The organism is Kribbella sp. NPDC056861 (genome assembly GCF_040687575.1).
Lineage (GTDB): Bacteria > Actinomycetota > Actinomycetes > Propionibacteriales > Kribbellaceae > Kribbella.
Map to the genome: position 1 here is coordinate 714,447 of NZ_JBFBNQ010000004.1, position 21,708 is coordinate 736,154.

At 68.2% G+C, this 21,708-nt stretch carries 19 protein-coding genes; 15 read left to right on the forward strand and 4 right to left on the reverse strand.

Annotation, left to right across the window (positions count from 1 at the left end; all coding sequences use genetic code 11):
• Window positions 1–181: 181 nt before the first annotated feature.
• Window positions 182–721 (reverse strand): NUDIX hydrolase, encoded by a 540-nt coding sequence (locus tag AB0P21_RS22965; RefSeq protein ID WP_363699174.1) that lies wholly within the window; start codon window positions 719–721, stop codon window positions 182–184.
• Window positions 722–764: 43 nt separating this feature from the next.
• On the opposite strand from AB0P21_RS22965, the gene AB0P21_RS22970 reads away from it, so the two are divergent.
• Entirely contained in the window at window positions 765–932 is a 168-nt protein-coding gene (locus tag AB0P21_RS22970; protein WP_363699175.1) for a hypothetical protein, read from the forward strand.
• 3 nt (window positions 933–935) lie between these two features.
• Here AB0P21_RS22970 and AB0P21_RS22975 read toward each other — a convergent pair whose 3' ends face one another.
• Both AB0P21_RS22975 and AB0P21_RS22980 read right to left on the reverse strand, forming a co-directional pair.
• A complete protein-coding gene (locus AB0P21_RS22975; RefSeq protein WP_363699176.1) occupies window positions 936–2,255 on the reverse strand; it encodes an AarF/ABC1/UbiB kinase family protein in 1,320 nt (439 codons plus the stop codon).
• A 149-nt stretch (window positions 2,256–2,404) separates the two neighbouring features.
• A complete protein-coding gene (locus tag AB0P21_RS22980; RefSeq protein ID WP_012922897.1) occupies window positions 2,405–2,563 on the reverse strand; it encodes a DUF5679 domain-containing protein in 159 nt (52 codons plus the stop codon).
• A 506-nt stretch (window positions 2,564–3,069) separates the two neighbouring features.
• Here AB0P21_RS22980 and AB0P21_RS22985 point away from each other — a divergent pair.
• Entirely contained in the window at window positions 3,070–3,606 is a 537-nt protein-coding gene (locus tag AB0P21_RS22985; protein WP_363699177.1) for a M48 family metallopeptidase, read from the forward strand.
• Window positions 3,607–3,911: 305 nt separating this feature from the next.
• A complete protein-coding gene (locus AB0P21_RS22990) occupies window positions 3,912–6,107 on the forward strand; it encodes an MMPL family transporter (RefSeq protein WP_363699178.1) in 2,196 nt (731 codons plus the stop codon).
• A gap of 249 nt (window positions 6,108–6,356) precedes the next feature.
• Here the strand turns inward: AB0P21_RS22990 and AB0P21_RS22995 are convergent, their stop codons facing one another.
• On the reverse strand, window positions 6,357–8,612 hold the full coding sequence (locus AB0P21_RS22995; protein WP_363699179.1) for an FdhF/YdeP family oxidoreductase: 2,256 nt from the start codon (window positions 8,610–8,612) through the stop codon (window positions 6,357–6,359).
• A 135-nt stretch (window positions 8,613–8,747) separates the two neighbouring features.
• On the opposite strand from AB0P21_RS22995, the gene AB0P21_RS23000 reads away from it, so the two are divergent.
• From AB0P21_RS23000 to AB0P21_RS23055, 12 genes are all read left to right on the forward strand, one after another.
• Window positions 8,748–9,482, forward strand: a complete 735-nt coding sequence (locus AB0P21_RS23000; RefSeq protein WP_363699180.1) for a 3-hydroxybutyrate dehydrogenase — start codon at window positions 8,748–8,750, stop codon at window positions 9,480–9,482.
• Between the two features lie 61 nt (window positions 9,483–9,543).
• Window positions 9,544–10,872 carry an MFS transporter gene (locus AB0P21_RS23005; protein ID WP_363699181.1) on the forward strand — a complete coding sequence of 443 codons (1,329 nt, stop codon included), beginning with the start codon at window positions 9,544–9,546 and terminating at the stop codon, window positions 10,870–10,872.
• Between the two features lie 23 nt (window positions 10,873–10,895).
• A complete protein-coding gene (locus AB0P21_RS23010; RefSeq protein ID WP_363699182.1) occupies window positions 10,896–12,674 on the forward strand; it encodes a helix-turn-helix domain-containing protein in 1,779 nt (592 codons plus the stop codon).
• A 254-nt stretch (window positions 12,675–12,928) separates the two neighbouring features.
• Window positions 12,929–13,366, forward strand: coding sequence for a prepilin-type N-terminal cleavage/methylation domain-containing protein (locus AB0P21_RS23015; protein ID WP_363699183.1), 438 nt, complete (start codon window positions 12,929–12,931; stop codon window positions 13,364–13,366).
• 245 nt (window positions 13,367–13,611) lie between these two features.
• Window positions 13,612–14,706, forward strand: coding sequence for a PilT/PilU family type 4a pilus ATPase (locus AB0P21_RS23020; protein WP_363699184.1), 1,095 nt, complete (start codon window positions 13,612–13,614; stop codon window positions 14,704–14,706).
• Entirely contained in the window at window positions 14,703–16,028 is a 1,326-nt protein-coding gene (locus AB0P21_RS23025; RefSeq protein ID WP_363699185.1) for a GspE/PulE family protein, read from the forward strand. Before AB0P21_RS23020 ends, AB0P21_RS23025 begins: the two co-directional genes overlap by 4 nt.
• Window positions 16,025–17,230, forward strand: coding sequence for a type II secretion system F family protein (locus tag AB0P21_RS23030; protein ID WP_363699186.1), 1,206 nt, complete (start codon window positions 16,025–16,027; stop codon window positions 17,228–17,230). The genes AB0P21_RS23025 and AB0P21_RS23030 overlap by 4 nt, the downstream gene beginning before the upstream one ends.
• A complete protein-coding gene (locus tag AB0P21_RS23035) occupies window positions 17,230–17,670 on the forward strand; it encodes a type II secretion system protein (protein WP_363699187.1) in 441 nt (146 codons plus the stop codon). The genes AB0P21_RS23030 and AB0P21_RS23035 overlap by 1 nt, the downstream gene beginning before the upstream one ends.
• On the forward strand, window positions 17,661–18,293 hold the full coding sequence (locus AB0P21_RS23040; protein ID WP_363699188.1) for a prepilin-type N-terminal cleavage/methylation domain-containing protein: 633 nt from the start codon (window positions 17,661–17,663) through the stop codon (window positions 18,291–18,293). The genes AB0P21_RS23035 and AB0P21_RS23040 overlap by 10 nt, the downstream gene beginning before the upstream one ends.
• Entirely contained in the window at window positions 18,290–20,269 is a 1,980-nt protein-coding gene (locus AB0P21_RS23045; protein WP_363699189.1) for a hypothetical protein, read from the forward strand. The genes AB0P21_RS23040 and AB0P21_RS23045 overlap by 4 nt, the downstream gene beginning before the upstream one ends.
• Before the next feature lie 53 nt (window positions 20,270–20,322).
• On the forward strand, window positions 20,323–20,961 hold the full coding sequence (locus AB0P21_RS23050; RefSeq protein ID WP_363699190.1) for a response regulator transcription factor: 639 nt from the start codon (window positions 20,323–20,325) through the stop codon (window positions 20,959–20,961).
• 70 nt (window positions 20,962–21,031) lie between these two features.
• Window positions 21,032–21,643: a DUF2064 domain-containing protein gene (locus AB0P21_RS23055; protein WP_363699191.1), complete on the forward strand. Its 612-nt coding sequence runs from the start codon at window positions 21,032–21,034 to the stop codon at window positions 21,641–21,643.
• Window positions 21,644–21,708: the final 65 nt, after the last annotated feature.

Here is a 21,708-nt window from a genome sequence, read left to right on the forward strand (position 1 = left end):
CCCGCGAGGGGCCGGCCGGCCTGAGCCGAAAACCTGGCTGACGCGGTAGGAGCCGATCTCCGACACACCGCCGAGGCCATGCAGAGCAACGACCGACAGCCCGGACCAGGGGGCCGTCGCTACCGGTCGAAGCGGAACACCCCGAGAGGCGGCATCTAGCGGATGCCGCCTCTCGGCACGTTCAGCCGAGGCCGAGTAACTCTTGTAGAAGCGCCTGTTGCAGACCGACCAGCGTGATGCCGCTGACGATCTCCTGCCGCTGGATCATCGCCGGTACGTCGCCCAGCGGGATCCACTCGATCCGGTCGGACTCGTTCTGCTCGGTCGGCTCCCCGATCCGGGTCGCAGTACGGGCCCGGAAGACGTGGTGGGCCGAATCCATGATCCCGGCCGCCGGTTCGGAGTACACGAGCTCTCGCAACTCACCCGGGCGCCAGCCGGTCTCCTCCTCGACCTCGCGAGCGGCCGCCTCCGCCGGTGACTCGCCCGGCTCGATCAACCCCATCGGCAGCTCCCAGGCCCAGCGGTCGGTCAGGAACCGGTGCCGCCACATCAGCAGCACCCGGCCCTCGCCGTCGGTGACGACCGCCGCCGCGACGTGCTTCAGCCGGACCGCGTGATAGTCGATCCGCTGCCCGTCCGGCTGCTCGACATCGAGCCGGCGCACGCTCAGCCACGCGTTGCCCCAGGCCTCGGTCTCCTCGTGAACAAGCCACTGCATGACCGAGAGCCTATCGAGAGCTCAGGGGTGCAGAATTGTCCTCATGACCAACCCGAGCTGCGCGTTGTGCGGCACGCAAGCACCGACCGAGGACCTGCCCCTGACCTGGGTGACCTCGCTGGAGAACGGCCGCAAGCTGCTGTACTGCGATCGCTGCGCCCGCGAGCACGTCCGCAGTATCGAGGGGAAGCTCGACAGCGCCTGGTGGTGAGACCTAGGCGTCGGCGTCGACGAAGCCGGGCAGGAACTCCTCCAGTACCGACCGGAACGGCGCCTCGGCCTCCAGCTGGGACAGCACCGCGATGCCGCCGATCCAGACCCGGTGGATCAGCAGGTACGACGGGGGCAGGTTGATCTTGAGCCCCATCGTGGCGTTCGGCGAGCGGAAGTCGCTGGTCCGGTTGGCCTGCGCCCGCATCCACTCCCGGCTGAACTGGAACGAGTCCGCGCGAGCCGGCTCGGCGAACGGCGCCAGGTAGTCCATCAGCTGGTCGGGGTCGATCTCCATCCGCGGCTTGATGAAGCCCTCCGCGCGCAACCCCTCGAGTACTGCGTTGCCGTCGCCCTGCAGCGAGATGTGCAGCAGCCGGCCCATCGCCGGCGGCAGGCCGTCGGGCAGCCGCGCGCAGAGGCCGAAGTCGACCACGCCGAGCCGGCCGTCGGGCATCACCCGGAAGTTGCCCGGGTGCGGATCGGAGTGCAGCAGCCCGGCCAGCAGTGGACCGCTGAACATGAACCGGACGTACTTGAGGCCGATCTCGTCGCGCTCCTGCTGGCTGCCCTCGGTGATCACCTTCGACAGCGGCTTGCCCTCGATCCACTCCGACACGATCACGGTGGGGGAGTGCTTGATGACCCGCGGCACGACGAACTCGGGGTGGTCCTTGAAGGCGTCGGCGTACTGCTGCTGGGCCTGCGCCTCGCGGTCGTAGTCGAGCTCCTCGCCGATCCGCTCCTGCAGCTCGGCGACCAGCGGCTTCATGTCGATGCCCGGGATCAGCGCCCCGAAGGTCCGGCCGAAGCGGCCGAGTTGCTTGAGGTCGGCCCGCAGCGCCTCGGCGGCGCCGGGGTACTGGAGCTTCACCGCGACCTCGCGGCCGTCCTTGAGGATGCCGCGGTGCACTTGGCCGATCGACGCCGCAGCGGCCGGCAGGTCGTTGAACTCCTGGAACCGGTCGCGCCAGCGCTTGCCCAGCTCGCGGGACAGGATCTTGTCGACGGTCTCGGCCGGCATCGGCGGAGCGGAGTCCTGCAGCTTGGTCAGCGTCGCCCGGTACGGCGCCGCGAGTTCCTCGGGCATCGCCGACTCCATCAGGCTCAGCATCTGCCCGAACTTCATCGCGCCGCCCTTGAGCTCACCCAGGACGGAGAACAGCTGGTCCGCGGTCCGGCGCTGGAACTCGGCCGCCACCGCTTCGGCCGGGGCGCCGCCGATCCGCTTGCCGAGCCCGACGGTCGCGCGACCGGCAGCACCGAGCGGAAGACTGGCCAGCTTCGCCGTACGGCTCAGCGCTTTGCGGGGGAGGTCGGACACATCCCCATTCTGTCCGGTCACCCAAGCGGAGACACGGTGGGGCCTCCGCGAGTCTGATCACAAGTGTTTCGGAATACGTTCGCTTGCCAACGACACAGGGGCGGTGGCGGGATCCGGAGATCGCACCACCGCCCCTACGACTTGGTGCGTCAGGCCTTGCCGAGGATCCGGTTCAGGTTCGTACCGCACTCGGGGCACTTGGCCTTGGCCATGCGCGTGCCCTTGTCGTTGACCTTGACCTCGCCGTCGGCGGTGCGCTTGGCCTTGCACTTGACGCAGTAGAACTCGCCGCTCCAGGTCTCTGCCATGAGGGCCCTCTCCTTGCTTGATACCAGCCGGGGCATGTGCCCGGCCGTCGTGGATGCTTTCGGCAGACCGTCCTGCCGTAGGCCGTTCGGCCCAATCGGGATTCACCCTACGGCAGGAAAACCAGCGCTCAAGCCCAGCTGCCGCTCCGCGTGCCGCCTGGAAATCGGTTTCCATGGTGATGCCTGACGAGGAACAGACTCCCGGTTGTCCGCCTTCGGAACCACTCGGCTTCCCCTCCGAGAGGCCCCGGAGACGGTCCGGGAGTCTGCTGGATCCGACGCTAGGAGACCGCTGGTGCGTTGACAAGTCCAGGTTGTCCACGCCTGTGGATAAACCTGTGGGCAAGCTGTGGGACGCGCCGCGCGGCGCTGTGGACGAGCGGGGGAACAGGATGTGAACAAACTCTGTCCACGGATTCCCCAACAGGCGTCTGACCTGCGGAAACGTCGATCCACAACCTGTGCACAGAAGAAAGTCGGGGGAATCAGGCGGTACCGTCTGAGTCATGGCCGACTCTCCACCGCGCCCGATCCCGCCGTACGTGGACATCCGCCGCAGCAAGCGGCGCAAGCGGACCGTCAGCGCCTACCGGGACGGCGAGCGGGTGATCGTCTTGATGCCCGACCGGCTGTCCGCCACCGAGGAGGCGCGCTGGGTCGAAACCATGCTCCAACGGCTCGAGAAGCAGCGCAGCAGGTCTCGCGTGTCGGACGAAAAATTGTTGGCCAGAGCACACGATCTCGCGTGTCGCCACCTCCCCGAAGTGCCCGAACCTGCGTCGGTCCGGTGGGTTTCGAACCAGAATCGACGGTGGGGATCCTGTACTCCGGCCGACCGGTCGATCCGGTTGTCGACCCGTTTGCAGTCGATGCCGGCCTGGGTGGTGGACTACGTACTGGTCCACGAACTGGCTCATCTGGTCGAGCCGTCGCACAACGCGGCGTTCTGGGAGCTGGTCCACCGCTACCCCAAGGCCGAGCGCGCCGAGGGGTACTTGGAGGGCATCTCCGCTGCCTCGACGCTGGAGCCCGAGGAGTTCTGAGCCTCGGGGACATCCCCAGGGTGCGGCCGGGGTGCGGCGGGTCGCCGGCGGGGCGTAGTACGGGGGGACGACACGCTCCGTGCTGGTTACCGGTGAGTTCCGTCAGGTGGAACGTTGGCTTTCGCACCTAGTTCTGTGGTGTCCCCCAAGGGTGGGGTGGGGCTGGCCCCAGGGTGCACTCGGTGGCTTCCTGCATGGTGGCGGATCCCTTCCTTGACGAAGGCTGAGACCCGTAGCCAGCAGTCGGCGTCGGGCCGGGCTGGGAGGGTGCGTCCAGAGGCGGGCGCAGAGGGGTAGGAACCACCATGTCCACTGCCAGGGGACAACTCACGGTGCGGGCCGCACGCTGGAGTGCCACCCATCCATGGCGGGCGATCGCCATGTGGGTGGTCGTAGTCGTGGCGTGTTTCGCGCTCGGCAACATGACCGGGACCAAGGAGTCGAGCAACGAGGGCGACATCGGCGAGGTGACCCGGGCCGACAACATCGTCAAGTCCGGCAACTTCCCCGATCACGACGTGGAGAGCGTGCTGATCACGCCGAAGTCGGGGACCCTCGACCAGGCCGAAGCGAACAAGGTCGCCGGTGTGGTGACTGAGCGGATGCGCGCCCTCGGTGGGGTCGCGGAGGTCGCCCAGCCCATCCTGTCGCCGAAGAAGGACGCGCTGATCGTCCGCGTCACGCTGAAGGACGGCGACGGCGACGACCGGGTCCAGCCGCTGCTCGACACCACCGCGAAGGTCCAGCAGGACTACCCGGGGTTGCGGGTCGAGGAGGTCGGCGGCGAGTCGATCGACAAGGCGCTGAGCGAGACGCTCGGCGAGGACTTCAAGCGGGCCGAGATCTTCAGCCTGCCGGTGACGCTGATCATCCTGCTGCTCGCGTTCGGCGCGCTGATCGCGGCCGCCGTGCCGCTGGTGCTCGCGCTGTCAGCGGTGGCCGCGGCAATCGGCCTCTCGGCGGCAGCGTCGCAGTTGGTGCCCGCGGTCGACGCGGTCAACAGCGTGATCCTGCTGATCGGGATGGCGGTCGGCGTCGACTACTCACTCTTCTACCTCCGCCGCGAACGCGAGGAACGCGCCAAGGGCCGCGGTCACGTCGACGCGGTCGAGATCGCCGCGGCGACCTCCGGACACGCGGTGGTGGTCTCCGGTACTGCGGTGATCATCTCGATGGCCGGCCTGTTCCTGGCCCGCGACGCGGTGTTCTCCTCCTTCGCGGTCGGCTCGATCCTCGTGGTCGCCGTCGCGGTGGTCGGCTCGCTGACCGTGCTGCCCGCGATCCTGGCCAAGCTCGGCCGCTGGGTGGACCGCCCGCGGATCCCGCTGGTCTGGCGCCTGACGGCCAACAAGACGAACCCGCGTCTCTGGCCGACGCTGCTCAAGCCGGCTCTCAAGCACCCGATCGCCACGCTGCTCGTCTCGGTCACGTTGCTGCTCGCGATCGCGTCGCCCGCACTGGGGATGACGCTGAAGTTCCCGGGCACGGAGGACCTGCCGCGCGACACCGCGGTGATGAAGGCGTACGACCGGCTGACCGCGGCCTTCCCGAGCACCGGCACTGCGCACGAGGTCGCAGTACGGGCGCCGGCTGGGCAGCAGGCCGCAGTACAGGCTGCGTTTGCTGAGCTGTCGAAGCGGATCCAGTCGGACAAGCTGTTCGCCCAGGACGGGTTGGAGGAGCCGAAGATCTCGCAGGACGGCCGAGTGGCGGTGTTCGAGGTCGCCACGCCGTACGAGGGTGGCAGTCAGCAGGCGCGTGACTCGCTGACCAAGCTGCGCAAGGAGCTGATGCCGCAGACCTTCGGCAAGGTGCAGGGCGCGGAGTACGCGGTCGGCGGGTTCGTCGCGGCCGATGTCGACTACGCCGCCCACACCCGCTCGAAGCTGCCGCTGGTGATCGGCTTCGTGCTGCTGCTGACGATGATCGTGATGATGGTGACGTTCCGCTCGGTCGTCGTCGCGGTCACCGCGATCGGCCTCAACCTGCTCAGCGCGGGTGCGGCGTACGGGGTGGTCACGGCGGTCTTCCAGAACACCTGGGCCGAAGGCCTCCTCGACTTCCGCTCCAACGGAGCCGTCGTCTCCTGGCTCCCGCTGTTCCTCTTCGTCGTCCTGTTCGGTTTGTCGATGGACTACCACGTCTTCGTGGTCAGCCGAATCCGCGAAGCGGTACTCCGAGGCGTCCCGACCAAGCAGGCAGTTGCCGAAGGCATCACCGGCTCAGCCGGCGTGGTCACCAGCGCCGCAGCCGTCATGATCGGCGTCTTCGCGGTCTTCGCCACCTTGTCGACGCTCGACATGAAGCAGCTGGGCGTCGGTCTCGCGGTCGCCATCCTGATCGACGCCACCATCATCCGCGCGGTCGTCCTGCCTTCCATCATGACGCTGCTCGGCGACGCCAACTGGTGGGCCCCGAAGTGGCTCCGCCCGAAGCCGGCCAAGCACGCTGCCCCGGCAGCCGCGCCGGAGGAAGAGCGGGAACTGACCCCCGTCGGCTGATCTCTCCAACAACAAGCGCCCCGCCCGGTAGACCACCGAGCGGGGCGCTTGCATAGAGCAACAGACAAGAGCAACGGACAAGAGCAACAGACAGTGCCTCCGTCGGCGCCGGGCCGCTGTGGCTGCCGGAGGTGACGGGGATGGTGCCTGGCTGAGGCGACGGGCAGAGCGCGAGCGGCGTGGGGTTCTGCAGGTGGTGCCAGCCAACCGCCTACAGGTGGGGCAGACGGTTGACTCGACTACTGATCCTCAGATCACCGGCTCCAGCCGCACGGTCAGGCCCTTGGCTACTGGGGTGTTGCTGCCTTTGGCCAGGTCGTCAGCCGACATCAGGACGTTGGTTTCCGGGTAGTACGCCGCGACGCAGCCGCGGGCGGTCGGGTAGGAGACCAAGCGGAAGCCGTCGGCGCGGCGTTCTACGCCGGCGAATTCGCTGATGATGTTGACGCGTTGGCCGTCCTTCAACCCCAGGGCCGCAAGGTCATCCGGGTTGACGAAGACGACCTCGCGGGTGCCGTGGACGCCTCGGTAGCGGTCTTCCAGGCCGTAGATCGTGGTGTTGAACTGGTCGTGGCTGCGCATCGTCTGCAACAGCAGTCGGCCGGGTTCGGTCGGGAGCCAAGACAGATCGTTGGTGCTGAACTGCGCCCGGGCGTCCGAGGTTTTGAACTCGCGCTTGTCGCGGGCCGCGTGGGCGAGCAGGAAGCCGCCGGTTGCCTGCAGGCGCTGCTCGAAGTTCTCGTAGCCGTCGCAGACTCGGCCGATCCGCTGCCGGATCAGGCTGTAGTCGTCGGCGAAGTCCGACCACGGGATCTGACCGACTGACGGGACCACCAGTGAGGCGATGCCGCAGACGATCGCGACCTCCGACTTCAACTCCGGTGCGGGTGGCGTCAAATTGCCGGTCGACAGGTGCACGGCACCCTGCGAGTCCTCCACCGTCACCGACTGCGGGCCGTGTGGCGTGTGGTCGTGGTCGGTGCGGCCGAGGGTCGGCAGGATCAGTGCCTCTCGTCCGACCACGACGTGCGACTTGTTCAGTTTCGTCGACACGTGCACGGTCAGGTCGCAGCGCCGCAACCCCTCGTGTACTACGTCGGTGTCCGGCGTAGCCATCGCGAAGTTCCCACCCATCGCGAAGAACACCCGTACTGCGCCCTCCCGCAACCGGTGCACCGTCTCGGCCGCATCGACCCCGTGCTCGCGTGGCGAGGTGAACGAGAACTCGTGATCCAGCCGATCCAGGAATGCCTCGGGCATCTTCTCCCAGATCCCCATGCTGCGGTCGCCCTGCACGTTCGAGTGCCCGCGCACCGGGCACGGTCCGGCCCCCAGCTTGCCGATATTTCCCTGCAGCAGCAGGACGTTCACGATCTCGGTGATGGTGGCAACGGCCTCGCGATGCTGGGTCAGCCCCATCGCCCAGCAGATCACCGTCGCCTTGGACTTGAGGAAGCGCGCCGTGAACTCCTCGATCTCCGCCCGCGTCAGCCCCGTCGCCAGCTCGACCGCGGCCCAGTCCAGCTCCGCGTTGTGCTTGGCGTAAGCCTCGTAGCCACTCGTGTGGTCGGTGATGAACGCCTGGTCCAGCACCGTCCCCGGCGACGCCGCCTCGGCCTGCAGCAACAAGTGGCCGACGGCAAGGAACAGCGCCTGGTCGCCACCGATCCGGATCTGCAGGTGCTGATCGGCCAGCTCCGTGCCCTTGCCGACCCAGCCCGATGGCCGCTGCGGGTTCTTGAAGTTCATCAGCCCGGGCTCGGGCAGCGGGTTCACCGAGACGATGTCGCCGCCGTTCTTCTTCGCGATCTCCAGATGGCTGAGCATCCGCGGCGCGTTGGTGCCCGGGTTCTGCCCGACCACGACGATCAGCTCGGCCTCTTCGAGCATGTCCAGCGTGACCGCGCCCTTACCGCTGCCGATCACCCGCGTCAGCGCGGTACCGGAGGACTCGTGGCACATGTTGGAGCAGTCGGGCAGGTTGTTCGTGCCGTAGGCGCGGACGAAGGTCTGGTACAGGAAGGCGGCCTCGTTGCTGGTCCGCCCGGAGGTGTAGAACACCGCCTCATCGGGGTCGCCGAGCGCCTTCAGGTGTCGGGCAACCACCTGGAAGGCCTCTTCCCAGCCGACCGGCTCGTAGTGCGTCGCGCCCGCGCGCAGCAGCATCGGCTCGGTGATCCGCCCGAGCTTCCCGAGCTCGAACTCGGAGATCTTCTGCAGGTCGTCGACCGAGTGCTCGGCGAAGAAGGCCCGCGGCACCCGCTTCCGGGTCGCCTCCCAGGCGACCGCCTTGGCGCCGTTCTCGCAGAACTCCGCCGCGTGCTTGCGCTTGCTGTCCGGGTCCGGCCAGGCGCAGGACGGGCAGTCGAAACCGCGATCCTGGTTCATCTTCAAGAAAACCTTGCCGGTCCGCGCCGGTCCCATCTCCCGCAAACCGAACTTGAACGACGAGAGCACGGCAGGGACGCCGGCGGCCTTCTTCTTCGGCTGTTCGATGTCGACCATGGTTCAACTGTAAATCGTCCAGTCGTCACGGGCATGTCCGAGCGCCTGGGTGGCGCCCGGACCCACGTACTGCGCCCGCGGTGTGTGACCTCACCCCATAGTGCGCGGCGAGGCTGATTTCTAGAGTCCTGAGCCATGGAGACCCGTCGAGCCCTCGTCACCGGCGCCGCGTCCGGCATCGGCGCGGCCTGCGCCCACCGCCTCGCGGCCGACGGCGTCCAGGTGGTCGCGGTCGACCAGGACGCCGCCGGCCTGACCGACCTCAAGGCGCTCGGCATCGAGACGCTGGCCGCCGACCTGACCGACCTGGACGGCCTGAAGGACCTGCCCACCGACATCGACATCCTGGTCAACAACGCCGGCATCCAGCACGTCGCCCCGGTCGAGGAGTTCCCGCCCGAACGCTTCGGCTACCTCCTGCGACTGATGCTCGAATCACCGTTCAACCTGATCCGCCAGACGCTGCCGCACATGTACCGCCGCGGCTGGGGCCGGGTGGTCAACATCTCCTCGGTGCACGGCCTCCGGGCCAGCCCGTACAAGGCGGCGTACGTCGCCGCCAAGCACGGCCTCGAAGGTCTCAGCAAAGTGGTCGCGCTCGAGGGCGCGCCGCACGGCGTCACCAGCAACTGCGTCAACCCGGCCTACGTCCGGACCCCGCTGGTCACCGCCCAGCTCGCGGACCAAGCCCTGATCCACGACCTGACCGAAGCCGAGGTGCTCGACCAGGTGCTGCTCGAACCGGTCGCCGTGAAGCGGCTGATCGAGCCGGCCGAGGTCGCCGAGCTGGTCGCCCTGCTCTGTGGCCCGGCCTCGGCCTCGCTCACCGGCAGCTCGCTCGTCCTCGACGGCGGCTGGACCGCCCACTGACGGCGGCGGCTGGACCGCCCACTGAACCGCGGCTCGACCGCCCACTACCAAGGAGCCCGCCATGGCAACATCCACCGGACCAACGAGGACGAGGACCCCGATCGCGCGGGTCGTCGGCGCCAGCCTGATCGGCACCACGGTCGAGTGGTACGACTTCTTCCTGTACGGCGTCGCCGCGTCCGTCGTGTTCGGCGACCTGTTCTTCCCCAAGGGCGAGCAGCTCACCGGCACCCTGCTCAGCTTCGCCACCTTCGCCGTCGGCTTCTTCGCCCGGCCGATCGGCGGCATCGTCTTCGGCCACTTCGGTGACCGGCTGGGCCGCAAGAACCTGCTGGTGCTGTCGCTGCTGATGATGGGTACGGCGACCTTCGCGATCGGCCTGCTGCCGACCTACGCGCAGGTCGGCGCGCTGGCACCGATCCTGCTGACCGTACTGCGCCTGGTCCAGGGCTTCGCGCTCGGCGGCGAGTGGGGTGGCGCCGTCCTGATCGTGTCGGAACACGGTGATCCCCAGCGCCGAGGCTTCTGGTCGTCGTGGCCGCAGGCCGGTGCGCCGGCCGGTCAGCTGATCGCGAACGGCGTACTGGCCGGTCTCGCCGCCTTCCAGAGCGACGCGGCGTTCGACAAGTGGGGCTGGCGGATCCCGTTCCTGCTCTCCGCGGTGCTGGTCCTGGTCGGGCTGTGGGTCCGGTTGCGGATCGAGGAGTCGCCACTGTTCCGCGACGCCCAGGCCAAGCAGGCCGAGCGGGCCAGGCAGTCCGAGGGGTCGGCCGACAAGTTGCCGTTCGTCGAGGTGATCACGAAGTACCCGCGGGAGGTGCTGACCGCGATGGGCGCCCGGATGGCGGAGAACGTCAGCTACTACATCTTCACCATCGTGATCGCGACGTACGCCAAGGAGCAGCTCAAGCTGGACAAGTCGTTCGCGCTGAACGCCGTGCTGATCGCCGCCGCCGTGCACTTCTGCGCGATCCCGCTCTGGGGCGCGCTGTCGGACCGGATCGGCCGCAAGCCGGTCTACCTGTTCGGCGCGGTCGGGGTCGGCGTCTGGGGCTTCGTCTTCATCGCCCTGGTGGACACCAAGAACTTCGGGCTCGCGCTCCTCGCCGTCACCGTCGGCCTGGTCCTGCACGGCGCGATGTACGGGCCGCAGGCATCCTTCTTCACCGAACTGTTCGGCACCAGGGTCCGGTACTCCGGGGTCTCGGTCGGCTACCAGCTGGCCTCCATCTTCGCCGGCGGCCTGGCCCCCTTCATCGCCGTCGCGCTGCTGAAGGCCTACGACTCCGGCTTCGCGATCTCGGTCTACGTGGGGATCTGCTCGGTGATCTCGATCATCGCGGTGCTCAGCTACGGCGAGACCCGGCAGCGCGACCTCTCCACGCTCTGACCGGGCGGTGACATGATCCGCTGATGGAGGAGCTACTGCGACTGCTGGCCGAGGACGCACCAGGCAGCGAGCTCGCGCGGGCGGCCGGGTCGAACCAGGCCGCCCGCGACCTCGCGCTCCGGATCCGCGCCGGGATGGACGCGAGCAAGAAGCGCGAGACCGAGCTGTCCGCTCTGGTCGACGTCGCCCGCGAACTCGCGTCGGCGCGTGATCCCGGCCGGGTCCTGGACACCATCGTGCACCGCGCCCGCACCTTGATCGGTACCGACGTCGCCTACCTCACCCTGTACGACGCCGCCCGCGGCGACACCTTCATGCGGGCCACCGACGGGTCGATCTCGGCCGCCTTCCAGCAGTTGCGCGTGCCGCTCGGTGCCGGGCTGGGCGGTCTGGTCGCGGAGACCTACAAGCCGTACTGGACGGCGGACTATCCCGGCGACCACCGGTTCAGGCACACCGGGCCGATCGACCACGCGGTCGGCGAGGAAGGGCTGGTCGCGATCTGCGGTACCCCACTGATCGTGGACGGCGCGTTCGTCGGCGTGCTGTTCGCCTCCAACCGCACCCGCCGGCCGTTCAGCCGCGAAGAGGTCTCGCTGCTCGGCTCGCTCGCCACCCTCGCGGCCGTGACGCTGGTCCAGGTCCGCGCCGCCGCCGAGACAGCCGCTGCCCTGGATCAGGTTTCGGCCGCCCACGCCGGCGTCGAGCACGCCGCCGCGGCCCATGACCGGTTCGCCGAGATCGTCCTGTCCGGTGGCGACGTCGACGCCATCGCGGCAGCACTGGCCGAGCTGCTCGACGTCTGCGTCGTCCTGGTAGATGCCCTGGGCAACCGTCTTGCCACGGCCGGCGCCGAGGGTGGAGCAGACCTGCCGGACCACGCGGCGAGCGGCGATGACCTGTCCGACACCGGACGCCTGACCCGTAGCGGCGACTGCTGGGTGGTAGCGGCAGTGGCCAAGGGTGAGCGGCTCGGCGCGCTGGTGATCGGCGGCGCGAAGGAGCTCACCGCGGCCGATCAGCGAATCGTCGAGCGGGCAGCAGTGGTGACAGCCCTGGTGCTGCTGTTCCGCCGCCGGGCCGCTGAGCAGGCAGAACGCGCGCAGGCAGACCTCCTTGGTGACGCGCTCACTGGCTCACAGGCTCTGACGGACAGGTTCCGGCTGCTGGGCAAGAAGGAACTGCCGCAGCAGGTCGTGGTTGCCGTCTGCCGCGGCGACCACACCGGAGTACTGGCGAGGCTGGCGGCGCCTCTGGAGGAGCGGCTGGCACTGTCGGGCGGCTATGGCGGCCACTTGGTGCTGCTGCTGGATCTGCGTGACGCAGAGGCCGGTGCTCGACAGTTGGCCGACGTAGCACGGCGTACCGGCGTGACGATCGCAGTGACCGGCCCTGCTGCTTGGGGAGAGGCGCTGGTCGCCGCACACCAGCAGGCAAGCCGACTGGTCACCACGATGCTCCGGCTGGGCCGAAACGCCCAGGCGGCGACGCCCAACGACCTCGGGGTCGCAGGGCTGGTGGGCGCCACCGAGGTGGACATCCATGCCCACATCAACCACCTGCTGGGCGCAGTACTCCGCTACGACCAGGAGCGTGGCACCGATCTCGCAGGCACCCTCACGGCGTACTTCGATGCAGGTCAGAGCCCGACCCGGGCGGCGACGGCCCTGCACATCCATCCCAACACCGTCCAGCAGCGCCTCGACCGCATCACCGCGCTGATCGGCGAAGGCTGGCAGCAACCCGACCGGGCCCTCGACGTCCAGGTCGCGCTCCGTCTGCTGCGCGCCACGACTGACTGAACACGTCGGTCGTTCAGCCGACAGCTGTCGGCCGTTCGGGCCGTAACCTCGGGCCGTTCACCCGCTGTGACACGGGCCTCGCAGAGACGATTGTTTGACGCGGCAGCAAAGCGTCAGCTGGGGGAAATGAGCGCCGGGCTCCGCGCGCCGGGTTCAGGGGTCGACCCGCGGTACGCCGGCCGCTCAGTCGTGCGCTGCCGCGCCTGCAAGACCCGATCTCCGTCGCCTGCCGGAGCATCTGCAAAGGAAGCACCATGAACGACCGCCTTCGGGCCACCATCCTGGCCGCCCGAACCGTCCACCATGCCTCGAACCAGCCATCGACCCGCCGAGTCCACCGCCGCGCCAACGCGCCGGCTCCGCGGAAGAAGAACGAGTCCGGCTTCACCCTGATCGAACTGCTGATCGTGATCGTCATCCTCGGCGTGCTGTCCGGGATCGTCGTGTTCGCCGTCAGCGGGATCCAGGACCGTGGCAACGCTGCCGCCTGCAAGACCGACAAGAAGACCACGCTGGTCGCCGTCGAGGCGTACTACGCCAAGAACGGCGCCTACCCGCCCGCCGGGGACGCCGGCTGGCTCGAGCTCACCGTCGGCGTCAACCAGTTGCTCCGCGAACGGCCGTCCGGCACCGGCTACACCATCACGCTCGGCGTCGGTGGCCTGGTCACCGCGACGGGCGCCTGCACCTGATCGATTCCCGCCCCTCACCGCGCTCCTCACAGCGCGGCCGTGAGCGGACCGGCTCGGAGGAGGGCCGGTCCGCCCGCTGGGGGGAGTACCGCAGTACCGCCTGAGCGCTGTCCGAGCAGCGCCGACCGAGTTCACCCAAGCAGGCGACCCGGCCCGTCGTTCCGAGTCGCCTTCGGTGTACCGGCTGTCCTCGCAGCCGGTACGCCAACTCGGCGGGCGGTCCCGATCGATCCGGAAGGGGTTCGATGAAAGTTCCCGCGCCTGGCGGCAGGGTGGACCTGCTGCTCGAAGAACTCTGGAACGCCGGCGGCACCGACCTACTGCTGACAGTGGGGATGGCGCCGCAGTTGCGCGTCCACGGCGTACTGCGGCCGGTCGCCGACCGCACCACGCTGACCCGTACCGACACCGACACGCTGCTCGCCGAGATGCTCAATCCGCATCGCGCGAACGTGCACCAGACCACCTACGAGCAGGACTTCTCCTTCTCCTGGCGGCAGAACGCGCGGATCCGGGCCAATGCCTTCACCCAGCGCGGCGACACCGCGATCGCGCTGCGGATCATCCCGCGCAGCATCCCGACGGTGAACGAACTCGGCCTGCCGGAGATCGTCGGCAAGTTCGCGCAGCTGCACCAGGGCCTGGTCCTGGTCACCGGGCCGACCGGTTCGGGCAAGTCGACCACGCTCGCCTCGATCATCCACCAGATCAACACCGACCGGGCCTGCCACATCATCACCATCGAGGACCCGATCGAGTACGTGCACGAACACCGCCGCTCGGCGGTCAACCAGCGCGAGGTGGGCAGCGACACGGCATCGTTCCCAGATGCCCTCCGCGCGGCGCTGCGGGAGGATCCCGACGTGCTGCTGGTCGGTGAGATGCGTGACCTGGAATCGATTCGCTTCGCGCTCACCATCGCCGAGACCGGCCACCTGGTCTTCGCCACCCTGCACACCAACGACACCGCGCAGTCGCTGGCCCGGATCATCGACGTCTTCCCGGCCGAGCAGCAGTCCCAGGTCCGGGTCCAGCTGAGCGCCGCGATCAGCGGGGTCGTGTACCAACGGCTGGTACCGCGGACCAGCGGCGGCCTGGTCGCCGCCTTCGAGGTGATGGTGGCCAACGCCGGGATCCGCAACCTGATCAAGGAAGGCAAGACGCACCAGCTGCGCAACGCCCTGGTCACCGGGCGCCGCGAGGGCATGATCACCCTCGAGCAGTCGCTGTCGGCGCTGCTCCAGGCCGGCGAGATCAGTTACGCCGATGCCGTCTCGCGCTGCGCGCATCCCAAGGAACTCGAAGTCCGGCCGAGGACAGGAGCGAGTAGCAGACCATGAGACATCGCGGACGGGGAACCGCGCCACTGGCGCAGCAGGCCGCAGACCCAGACATCCCAGCCCAGAGTGCTCTGGCCGGGATCGGAGAACGCGTCAAAGCGTTCCAGGACAAGCACTTCACGCCGGACGAGGTCGCCGTCGAGAACCAGGACGCTCCGGTCGTCCAGGTGGTCCAGCTGATCATCACCCAAGGACTGCGCGACCGCGCCTCGGACATTCACATCGAACCGCACGGCGAGCAGGTCCGGGTCCGGTTCCGCGTCGACGGCGCGCTGCGGGACAAGATCGAGCTGCCGGCGGCGATGGGGCCGGCCGTGGTGAGCCGGATCAAGGTGCTCGCCGGTCTCAACATCGTCGAGCGGCGCCGCTCCCAGGATGGTCAGATCCGGATGCAGGTCGAGGACCGCGACGTCGACATCCGGGTCTCGAGTACCGCGGTGGTCGGTGGCGAGAAAGTCGTTCTGCGATTGCTCGACAAGAGCCGGCCGCTGTTCCGGCTGGAGCAGCTCGGGATGCCGCCCGACCTGGCCGAGCGCTACGCGGCGCTGCTGCGTACGCCGTACGGGATGGTCATCTGCGCCGGGCCGACGGGCAGCGGCAAGACGACCACGCTGTACGGGTCGCTGAGCGAGATCGACAGTCCCGAGCGCAACATCATGACGATCGAGGACCCGGTCGAGTACTCCTATGCCTCGATCAACCAGATCCAGATCAACGAGGCGGCCGGGATCACCTTCGCCAGCGGGCTGAAGGCGATTCTGCGGCAGGACCCGGACGTGATCCTGGTCGGCGAGATGCGGGACGCCGAGACCGCCCGGATCGCGGTCCAGTCCGCGCTGACCGGGCACTTCGTGCTGTCGTCGGTGCACGCGACCGACACCGCGACGGCGCTGCACCGGCTGCTGGACATGGGGATCGAGACGTTCCTGGTCGCGTCCTCGGTGAGTGCGGTGATCTCGCAACGACTGATCCGGCGCAACTGCCTGAACTGCCGCGAGTACTACGTGCCGCCCGCGACCGAGGTCGCCTTCCTGCGTAGTACCGGGGTTTCGCTGCCGCTGGCCGGGCTGGTCCGGGGCGCCGGGTGCGAGCAGTGCGCCGGCACCGGGTACCTCGAACGGACCGGGGTGTACGAGCTGATGCCGGTCACCGACGCGATCCGCGAGCTGGTGGTGGAGCACGCGCCGCTCGCCGAGATCCGCAAAACCGCCTGCTATGAAGGGATGCGGACCCTGCAGGAGGAGGGTGCGCGGCTGGTCCAGGCCGGCATCACCACGGTCGCCGAGGTCGTCCGCTCGATCTACACGGTCGGCGCCCGATGACGCGGTACGGGTACGTCGCGCTGGAGCCCGGCGGCAAGACCAAACGCGGTACGACGCGTGCCGACACCCGCGAGGACGCCGAGTCGACGCTGGCCGCGCGCGAGCTGCGCAACATCCGGGTGACCGAGAAGCCCGGGCTGCTGAAGATGGAGCTCACCGCCAAGCGGGTCAAGCGCGAGGAGGTGATGCACCTGACCAGGCAGCTCGGCGCGTTCGTCCAGGCCGGGATGCCGTTGACCGAGTCCGTCCACAGTCTCGGCCGGGAGTCGGACAACATGACGGTCCGGCGGATGATGTACGAGGTCGAGGACGGCTTGCGCGACGGCGAGAAGCTGTCGGACTGCTTCGACCGGCACCCGCGGATCTTCCCGGAGTACTACCGCGGGATCCTGCGCTCGGCCGAGCTGAGCGGCCGGCTCGACACGGTGCTGGCCCAGCTCGCGCGCTACCTCGAACGCGATCTGGAGGCGCGCCGGAGGATCAAACAAGCCTTGATCTATCCCAGCGTGGTCGCCGGGATGTCGCTGGTGACGATGGTGGTGCTGGCCGGGTTCGTGCTGCCGCGGTTCAAGGAGTTCTTCAACAGCCTGGGCGCCGAACTGCCGCTGCCGACCCGGATCCTGCTGGGGGTCACCGATTTCCTCACCCAGTGGTGGTGGGCGCTGATGATCTTCACCGGACTGCTGATTTTGTTGCTCGTCTATCTGCTGAGTACGAAGCCAGGACGCTATCTGCGGGATCGGTTGTTCCTCGCCTTGCCGGTGATCGGCGGGACGGTTCGCTATGCGTTGGTGGAGCGGTTCTGCCGCATCCTCGCCTCGATGGTCGCCGCGGGAGTGCAGCTGCCGCAGGCTCTGCGGATCGCCACCGGGTCGCTGCCCAACCGGGTGTTCCGGCGCGCGCTGGCCGGTGTGATGACGGCGATGCTGGCCGGCGAGGGGCTGGCTCGGCCACTTGCTGCGACTGGATTGTTCCCGGGCACGGCCGCGCAGATGCTGCAGGTGGGGGAGGACACGGGCACGCTGGATCGGCAGCTGGAGGTCACGGCGCAGTACTACGAGGGCGAGCTCGACTACAAGCTGAAGAAGCTGATCGGGTTGTTCGAGCCCGCGGTGATCATCGTGATGGGCGCCGTGGTCGGGTTCGTCGCGATCGCCCTGGTGTCGGCGATGTACGGCGTCTTCCGTCAGGTCCAGAGCTGATGCGCGAACGCGGCGAGAGCCTGCTCGAACTGGTGGTCGCCATCTCGCTGATGGGGGTGGCGATCGTCGCGGTGATATCCGGGCTGACCACCACGGTTCTGCTGTCGGATGTCCAGCGCAAGGAGGCAACGGCGAGCACCACGGTCCGCAACTACGCCTCGGCGCTCCAGCAGTTTGTTGCTAGCGGCCACTATGTCGCCTGTGCCGGCAGCGGGACGTACGTCGTACCGGGGTTCACACCGCCGGCCGGGTTCACAGCCCGAGTGGTGGCGGGGTCGATGAAGTACTGGACCGGGGCGCTGTGGTTGCCGCTGTGCCTGCCGGACCGGGGGCTGCAGAAGCTGCGGGTCTCGGTGGAGAGCACGGACGGACGCGCCTCGGAGTACCTGGACATCGTGCTCCGCAAGCCCTGTGGGATCGAGGATCCGCCGTGCTCCTGAAACGTGACGAACGGGGCTTCACGTTGATCGAGGTGCTGATCACGATCGCCCTGATGGGCGTGGTGTCGCTGGCGCTGTCCGACTTGGTGATCAACGCGCTCAAGCAGATGAGCGCCACCTCGGACCGGCTCGACCTGTCCCAGGACGAGCAGCTCGGCGCGGTCTACTTCGCCCGCGACATCGCGGCCTTCGGGCTGCGGGACTACGGCGCGGCGGTCGGCGGGGGTTCCTTGCCGTTCAAGCCGTCGCTCCAGCTGGACGCTGCCGACGACGCCGGCGGCACGAGCTGTGGGCCGTTGCCGGTCTCGGCCTTGCGTCTGCTCTCGGACGACTGGGACATCAGCGTCACCCCGCCAGTACGCCGTACCGCTGTGGTCGCGTACTACCTCAAGCCCGTCGACGGGGTGCTCGAGCTGCACCGAGCGAGGTGTGTCGGTTCGAGTACCCCGTCGTCGGATGTCCGGCTGTCGGGGAACGTGAAGCCCGGCAGCGTGTCCGTCAGTTGTTCTACGCCGTGTACCGCGGTGGTCGCGCCACTGTCGGTGACCCTGCGGTACCAGGCGACGAAGCCGTCCAGTGGCGACCACGAGATCATTCTGAGCGGCCTGCGGAGGCAATCATGAGGAGGCGTGGCGAGGAGGGGTCGTCACTGCTCATGGTGCTCGTAGTGATCACCGTGGTCGCCCTGGCGTTGTCTGCGCTGCTGACCAGGTCGGACGCGGCGCAGAAGGTCACCAAGACGCTGCGGGAGGAGGCGGCAGCGTCGTACACGGCGGACGGCGCCATGCAGGCAGCGATCAACAACCTGCGCAACAGCTCGTACAACGGCGAACCAGGACAGCGCTGCTTCGGCCTGTCGGACACCTTGTCGCTGGTGGCCTTCGACGGCCTGAACCCGGTAGCGGTGAAGTGCCAGCCGGACCCGAAGCAGGTCATCGTGCAGTGCGAGACCACTGCCGACTGCAACCGCCCGGACAACGCCATCCTCGCCCTCAGCACCATCCCGGGCGAGACGGCGATCTCCGTGAACCAACCTGCCGCGTCGACCTTCCGGGTCCACGGCAAGGTCTTCGCCAACTCGTCCATCGATGTGAGCGCTGGCAGTTTGTCGGCTTCGGGGAGCTTGTCTGCTCGGGGCCTCTGCTCAGGGGAGGTCTTGGTGCCGCTCTGCGGCCTCGGCGGTACTCCGCAGTCCGACCCGGCCTACCTGCCGGCTATTGCCACTGTCCCGACCTACCGCTCGCTGCCCGCCTGTACTACGCCCAATTCGGTAGTCCCTTTCACTCCCGGCTACTACGACGACGCTGACGGACTCTCCGCGATGATGAGCGGCACCAGCCCATGCCGCAACAGCACCTGGTGGTTCAAGCCTGGGACGTACTACTTCGACTTCCACAACACCAGCAACCCGCTACTGGCCGGCACGAACACGTGGACCGTCGACACCGGCACGCTGGTAGCCGGCACGCCTGTTAATGCGGCTGGTGCTGTGATCGCCGCACCTGCAGTGCCTGCTGTTGTGCCGGGGGCCTGCGCCAGCCCGCTCGGTGGATCGTCTGGCGGCGTGCAGTTCATCTTCGGCGGCACCAGTCGCCTCGCGGTGGAGTCCGGGAAAGCAGAGCTCTGTGGCAGCTACTCCGCCAGCAAGCCGCCTATTGCTGCTTACGGGCTCACCAGCGGCTCCGAGACAGTCAGCAGCGAGGTGCTGCGGCCGACAGCGGTTTCGCTGCTCAGCAAGTTCGGTCTGTCGGCGACACCTGGTCGGCTGGGCACAGTGGACGGTCAAGCGGCCAGTTGGAAGAGCACGGTGGCTGATGACTCCGCTGGCCTCACTTTGAGCGGCTACAACCAGGCAGGCGCGATCCCGGTCGGGTCAGTGCTCGAATCGGCCGAGTTGAAGGTCACGCATCGGCACAGCGACCCGCTGACCAGCGACAAGCTTGATGTGTCGGTCGATGTCGGGCCGGGGGCGCCGCTGGTCGCATCGGTGACCGGGCGGCCAGGCGGACCGGCGTACGGGGTGACAACGATTCCATTGGATGCCGCCCGAACGGGCTCGTTGGCTCGCGCGATCTACGGCGGCACGTTCACGGGAGCGACGATCTCGCTCACCGCGGGCCTGGTGAGCAAGGACGACACCGAAGACATCGATGCCATTCGCATCGAGCTCAGCTACCGCGAACCCGCGCTCCGCAAGGGAAGCGGGTGTGTTGTGGAAGGCCCTTACCCGGCGAACGGCTGCGCGCTGATCTCCGGAGATGTCGTCGTCGACGGCACCGTCTACGCGCCGGAAGCGGCGCTGGAGCTGGCTGTTCCGGGCGGAAGTCGTCCGATTGTCGAAGCTGGTGTGGTGATTCGTGCTTTGCGGGTTTCGATAACGGGAAGTCTCACCGGTGTGGCGATCGATCTGCCGGACGTTTCACCCGGGTTCACCTTCGGGCTGCATCTGTCCGTCTACCTCTGCCCCGGCGCGCTGGTCTGCGTGCCGAGCGGAAGACCGGCGCTGCAGGCCAAGATCGGCCTGGTCGACGCCGATCCGGCGTCACCCGCCGCCGGCCGGCGAAAAGTCACCGTCCTCGGTTGGTGGCGACCCGGCTGATGACGGTGCTGACGCGTTCGTGGGTGCATTCGGTGGTCGGGGGAGACGGAACAATGGGCGAGCTGATCAAAGTCGTGGTGGTGGACGGCCACACCCTGGTCAGGTTCGGCCTGACCGGACTCGTCGGGCAGGAGCCGGACCTGGAGATCGTCGGCGACACAGGTCTCGGCGCCGAGGCACCGGCGATCGTGGCGACCAGCAAGCCGCACGTCGTAGTACTGGATGCGGTGCTGCCGGACCTGGATGGTCTGCAGGTGGCCCGCGAGCTCCGCAAGCAGTATGTCGACCTGGGCATCGTCCTGCTCGCGTCGGACGGTCGCGACGACGTTCTGTTCCAAGCGCTCGAGTCAGGGGTCTCTGCCTTCGTCACCAACACTGCGCCGACCGAGGAGATCCTTGCTGCTATCCGGCACGCCGCAGTCGCCGCTACTAGCTTCACTGCGACAGGCTTGGCTCCTGCAATGGCCAGACGAGACCTGCCGACCGCCCCGCCGCTCCTGAGCCCGCGTGAGGCCGAGGTGCTGTCGCTGCTCGGCCAGGGGCTGTCTGTCCGTGCCATCGCGGCCCGTCTCTGCGTCAGCCTGTCGACGGCCAAGACCTACGTCGCCCGCCTGTACGAGAAGCTCGAAGCCTCCAACCGCGCCCAGGCGATCATGACCGCGATGAGGCTGGGCCTGCTGAAGTCCTCGTAATTCCCAGGAGCGCTACCCTCGGCCAGGTGCTGACCCAGACCCCGCGCTCCCACGACAAGGCTCCCGCTCTGTGAATGACCGTCGCGTAGTAGTACTAGTCGTCCCCGCCACCAGCACCTGGGCGCCGCCCGGTCGCACTGCCGGTCCCTGGCGACTTGCCTTGGCGGAGGACACGTACGAAGTACTGGCGTCTCTTGATCGAGTCGACGTCGCAGTGGCTGTCGCTGGGGGAGACGAGGCCTCGCTAGCCGAGGTGGCGGCTCTGACCTGGCCTGGCACGTCTGTCTACTCCGTCGATCCGGCGCGCCCGGTGCTCGATGCGGTCGAGCAGGCCGGCCCTGCTGCGGCGGTTGTCGCCGTCAGCCACGACGTACCGGATCTGCCTGGTCTCCTGATTGGCAAGCTGTTCCGCGCCCTGGGCTCAGCCGACCTGGCCGTCACTCCCGCCGAAGACGGCACCCTGGCCGCCATCGGCATCAAGCTCCCGATCGCCGGCTGGGTGGCAGACTCCGTCCTCACCTTCGACACTGCCCTGGCGGACCTGGAGTCGCTCAAACCCCGTCGCCACGCCATCGCCCTGGGCCCCGGCTGGCACCGTCTGCGATCGAACGCTGACCTTGCGCGACTGGACCCCGGCCTCGAAGGCTGGGATGCCACCCGAGCCCAACTTCGAGGTGCTTGAGCCGTCACCTTCTCGCCGCTGGCTCGTTTCATCAAGCAGCGGGGACATGGGGGAAACGCACGGGG

What these genes read in the sequence shown, in the direction of transcription:
- AB0P21_RS22965 (WP_363699174.1), bottom strand. Translation starts at nt 721, where the DNA reads ATGCAGTGGCTTGTTCACGAGGAGACCGAGGCCTGGGGCAACGCGTGG.
- AB0P21_RS22970 (WP_363699175.1), top strand. Translation starts at nt 765, where the DNA reads ATGACCAACCCGAGCTGCGCGTTGTGCGGCACGCAAGCACCGACCGAG.
- AB0P21_RS22980 (WP_012922897.1), bottom strand. Translation starts at nt 2,563, where the DNA reads ATGGCAGAGACCTGGAGCGGCGAGTTCTACTGCGTCAAGTGCAAGGCC.
- AB0P21_RS22985 (WP_363699177.1), top strand. Translation starts at nt 3,070, where the DNA reads ATGGCCGACTCTCCACCGCGCCCGATCCCGCCGTACGTGGACATCCGC.
- AB0P21_RS22990 (WP_363699178.1), top strand. Translation starts at nt 3,912, where the DNA reads ATGTCCACTGCCAGGGGACAACTCACGGTGCGGGCCGCACGCTGGAGT.
- AB0P21_RS22995 (WP_363699179.1), bottom strand. Translation starts at nt 8,612, where the DNA reads ATGGTCGACATCGAACAGCCGAAGAAGAAGGCCGCCGGCGTCCCTGCC.
- AB0P21_RS23000 (WP_363699180.1), top strand. Translation starts at nt 8,748, where the DNA reads ATGGAGACCCGTCGAGCCCTCGTCACCGGCGCCGCGTCCGGCATCGGC.
- AB0P21_RS23005 (WP_363699181.1), top strand. Translation starts at nt 9,544, where the DNA reads ATGGCAACATCCACCGGACCAACGAGGACGAGGACCCCGATCGCGCGG.
- AB0P21_RS23010 (WP_363699182.1), top strand. Translation starts at nt 10,896, where the DNA reads ATGGAGGAGCTACTGCGACTGCTGGCCGAGGACGCACCAGGCAGCGAG.
- AB0P21_RS23015 (WP_363699183.1), top strand. Translation starts at nt 12,929, where the DNA reads ATGAACGACCGCCTTCGGGCCACCATCCTGGCCGCCCGAACCGTCCAC.
- AB0P21_RS23020 (WP_363699184.1), top strand. Translation starts at nt 13,612, where the DNA reads ATGAAAGTTCCCGCGCCTGGCGGCAGGGTGGACCTGCTGCTCGAAGAA.
- AB0P21_RS23025 (WP_363699185.1), top strand. Translation starts at nt 14,703, where the DNA reads ATGAGACATCGCGGACGGGGAACCGCGCCACTGGCGCAGCAGGCCGCA.
- AB0P21_RS23030 (WP_363699186.1), top strand. Translation starts at nt 16,025, where the DNA reads ATGACGCGGTACGGGTACGTCGCGCTGGAGCCCGGCGGCAAGACCAAA.
- AB0P21_RS23035 (WP_363699187.1), top strand. Translation starts at nt 17,230, where the DNA reads ATGCGCGAACGCGGCGAGAGCCTGCTCGAACTGGTGGTCGCCATCTCG.
- AB0P21_RS23045 (WP_363699189.1), top strand. Translation starts at nt 18,290, where the DNA reads ATGAGGAGGCGTGGCGAGGAGGGGTCGTCACTGCTCATGGTGCTCGTA.
- AB0P21_RS23050 (WP_363699190.1), top strand. Translation starts at nt 20,323, where the DNA reads ATGGGCGAGCTGATCAAAGTCGTGGTGGTGGACGGCCACACCCTGGTC.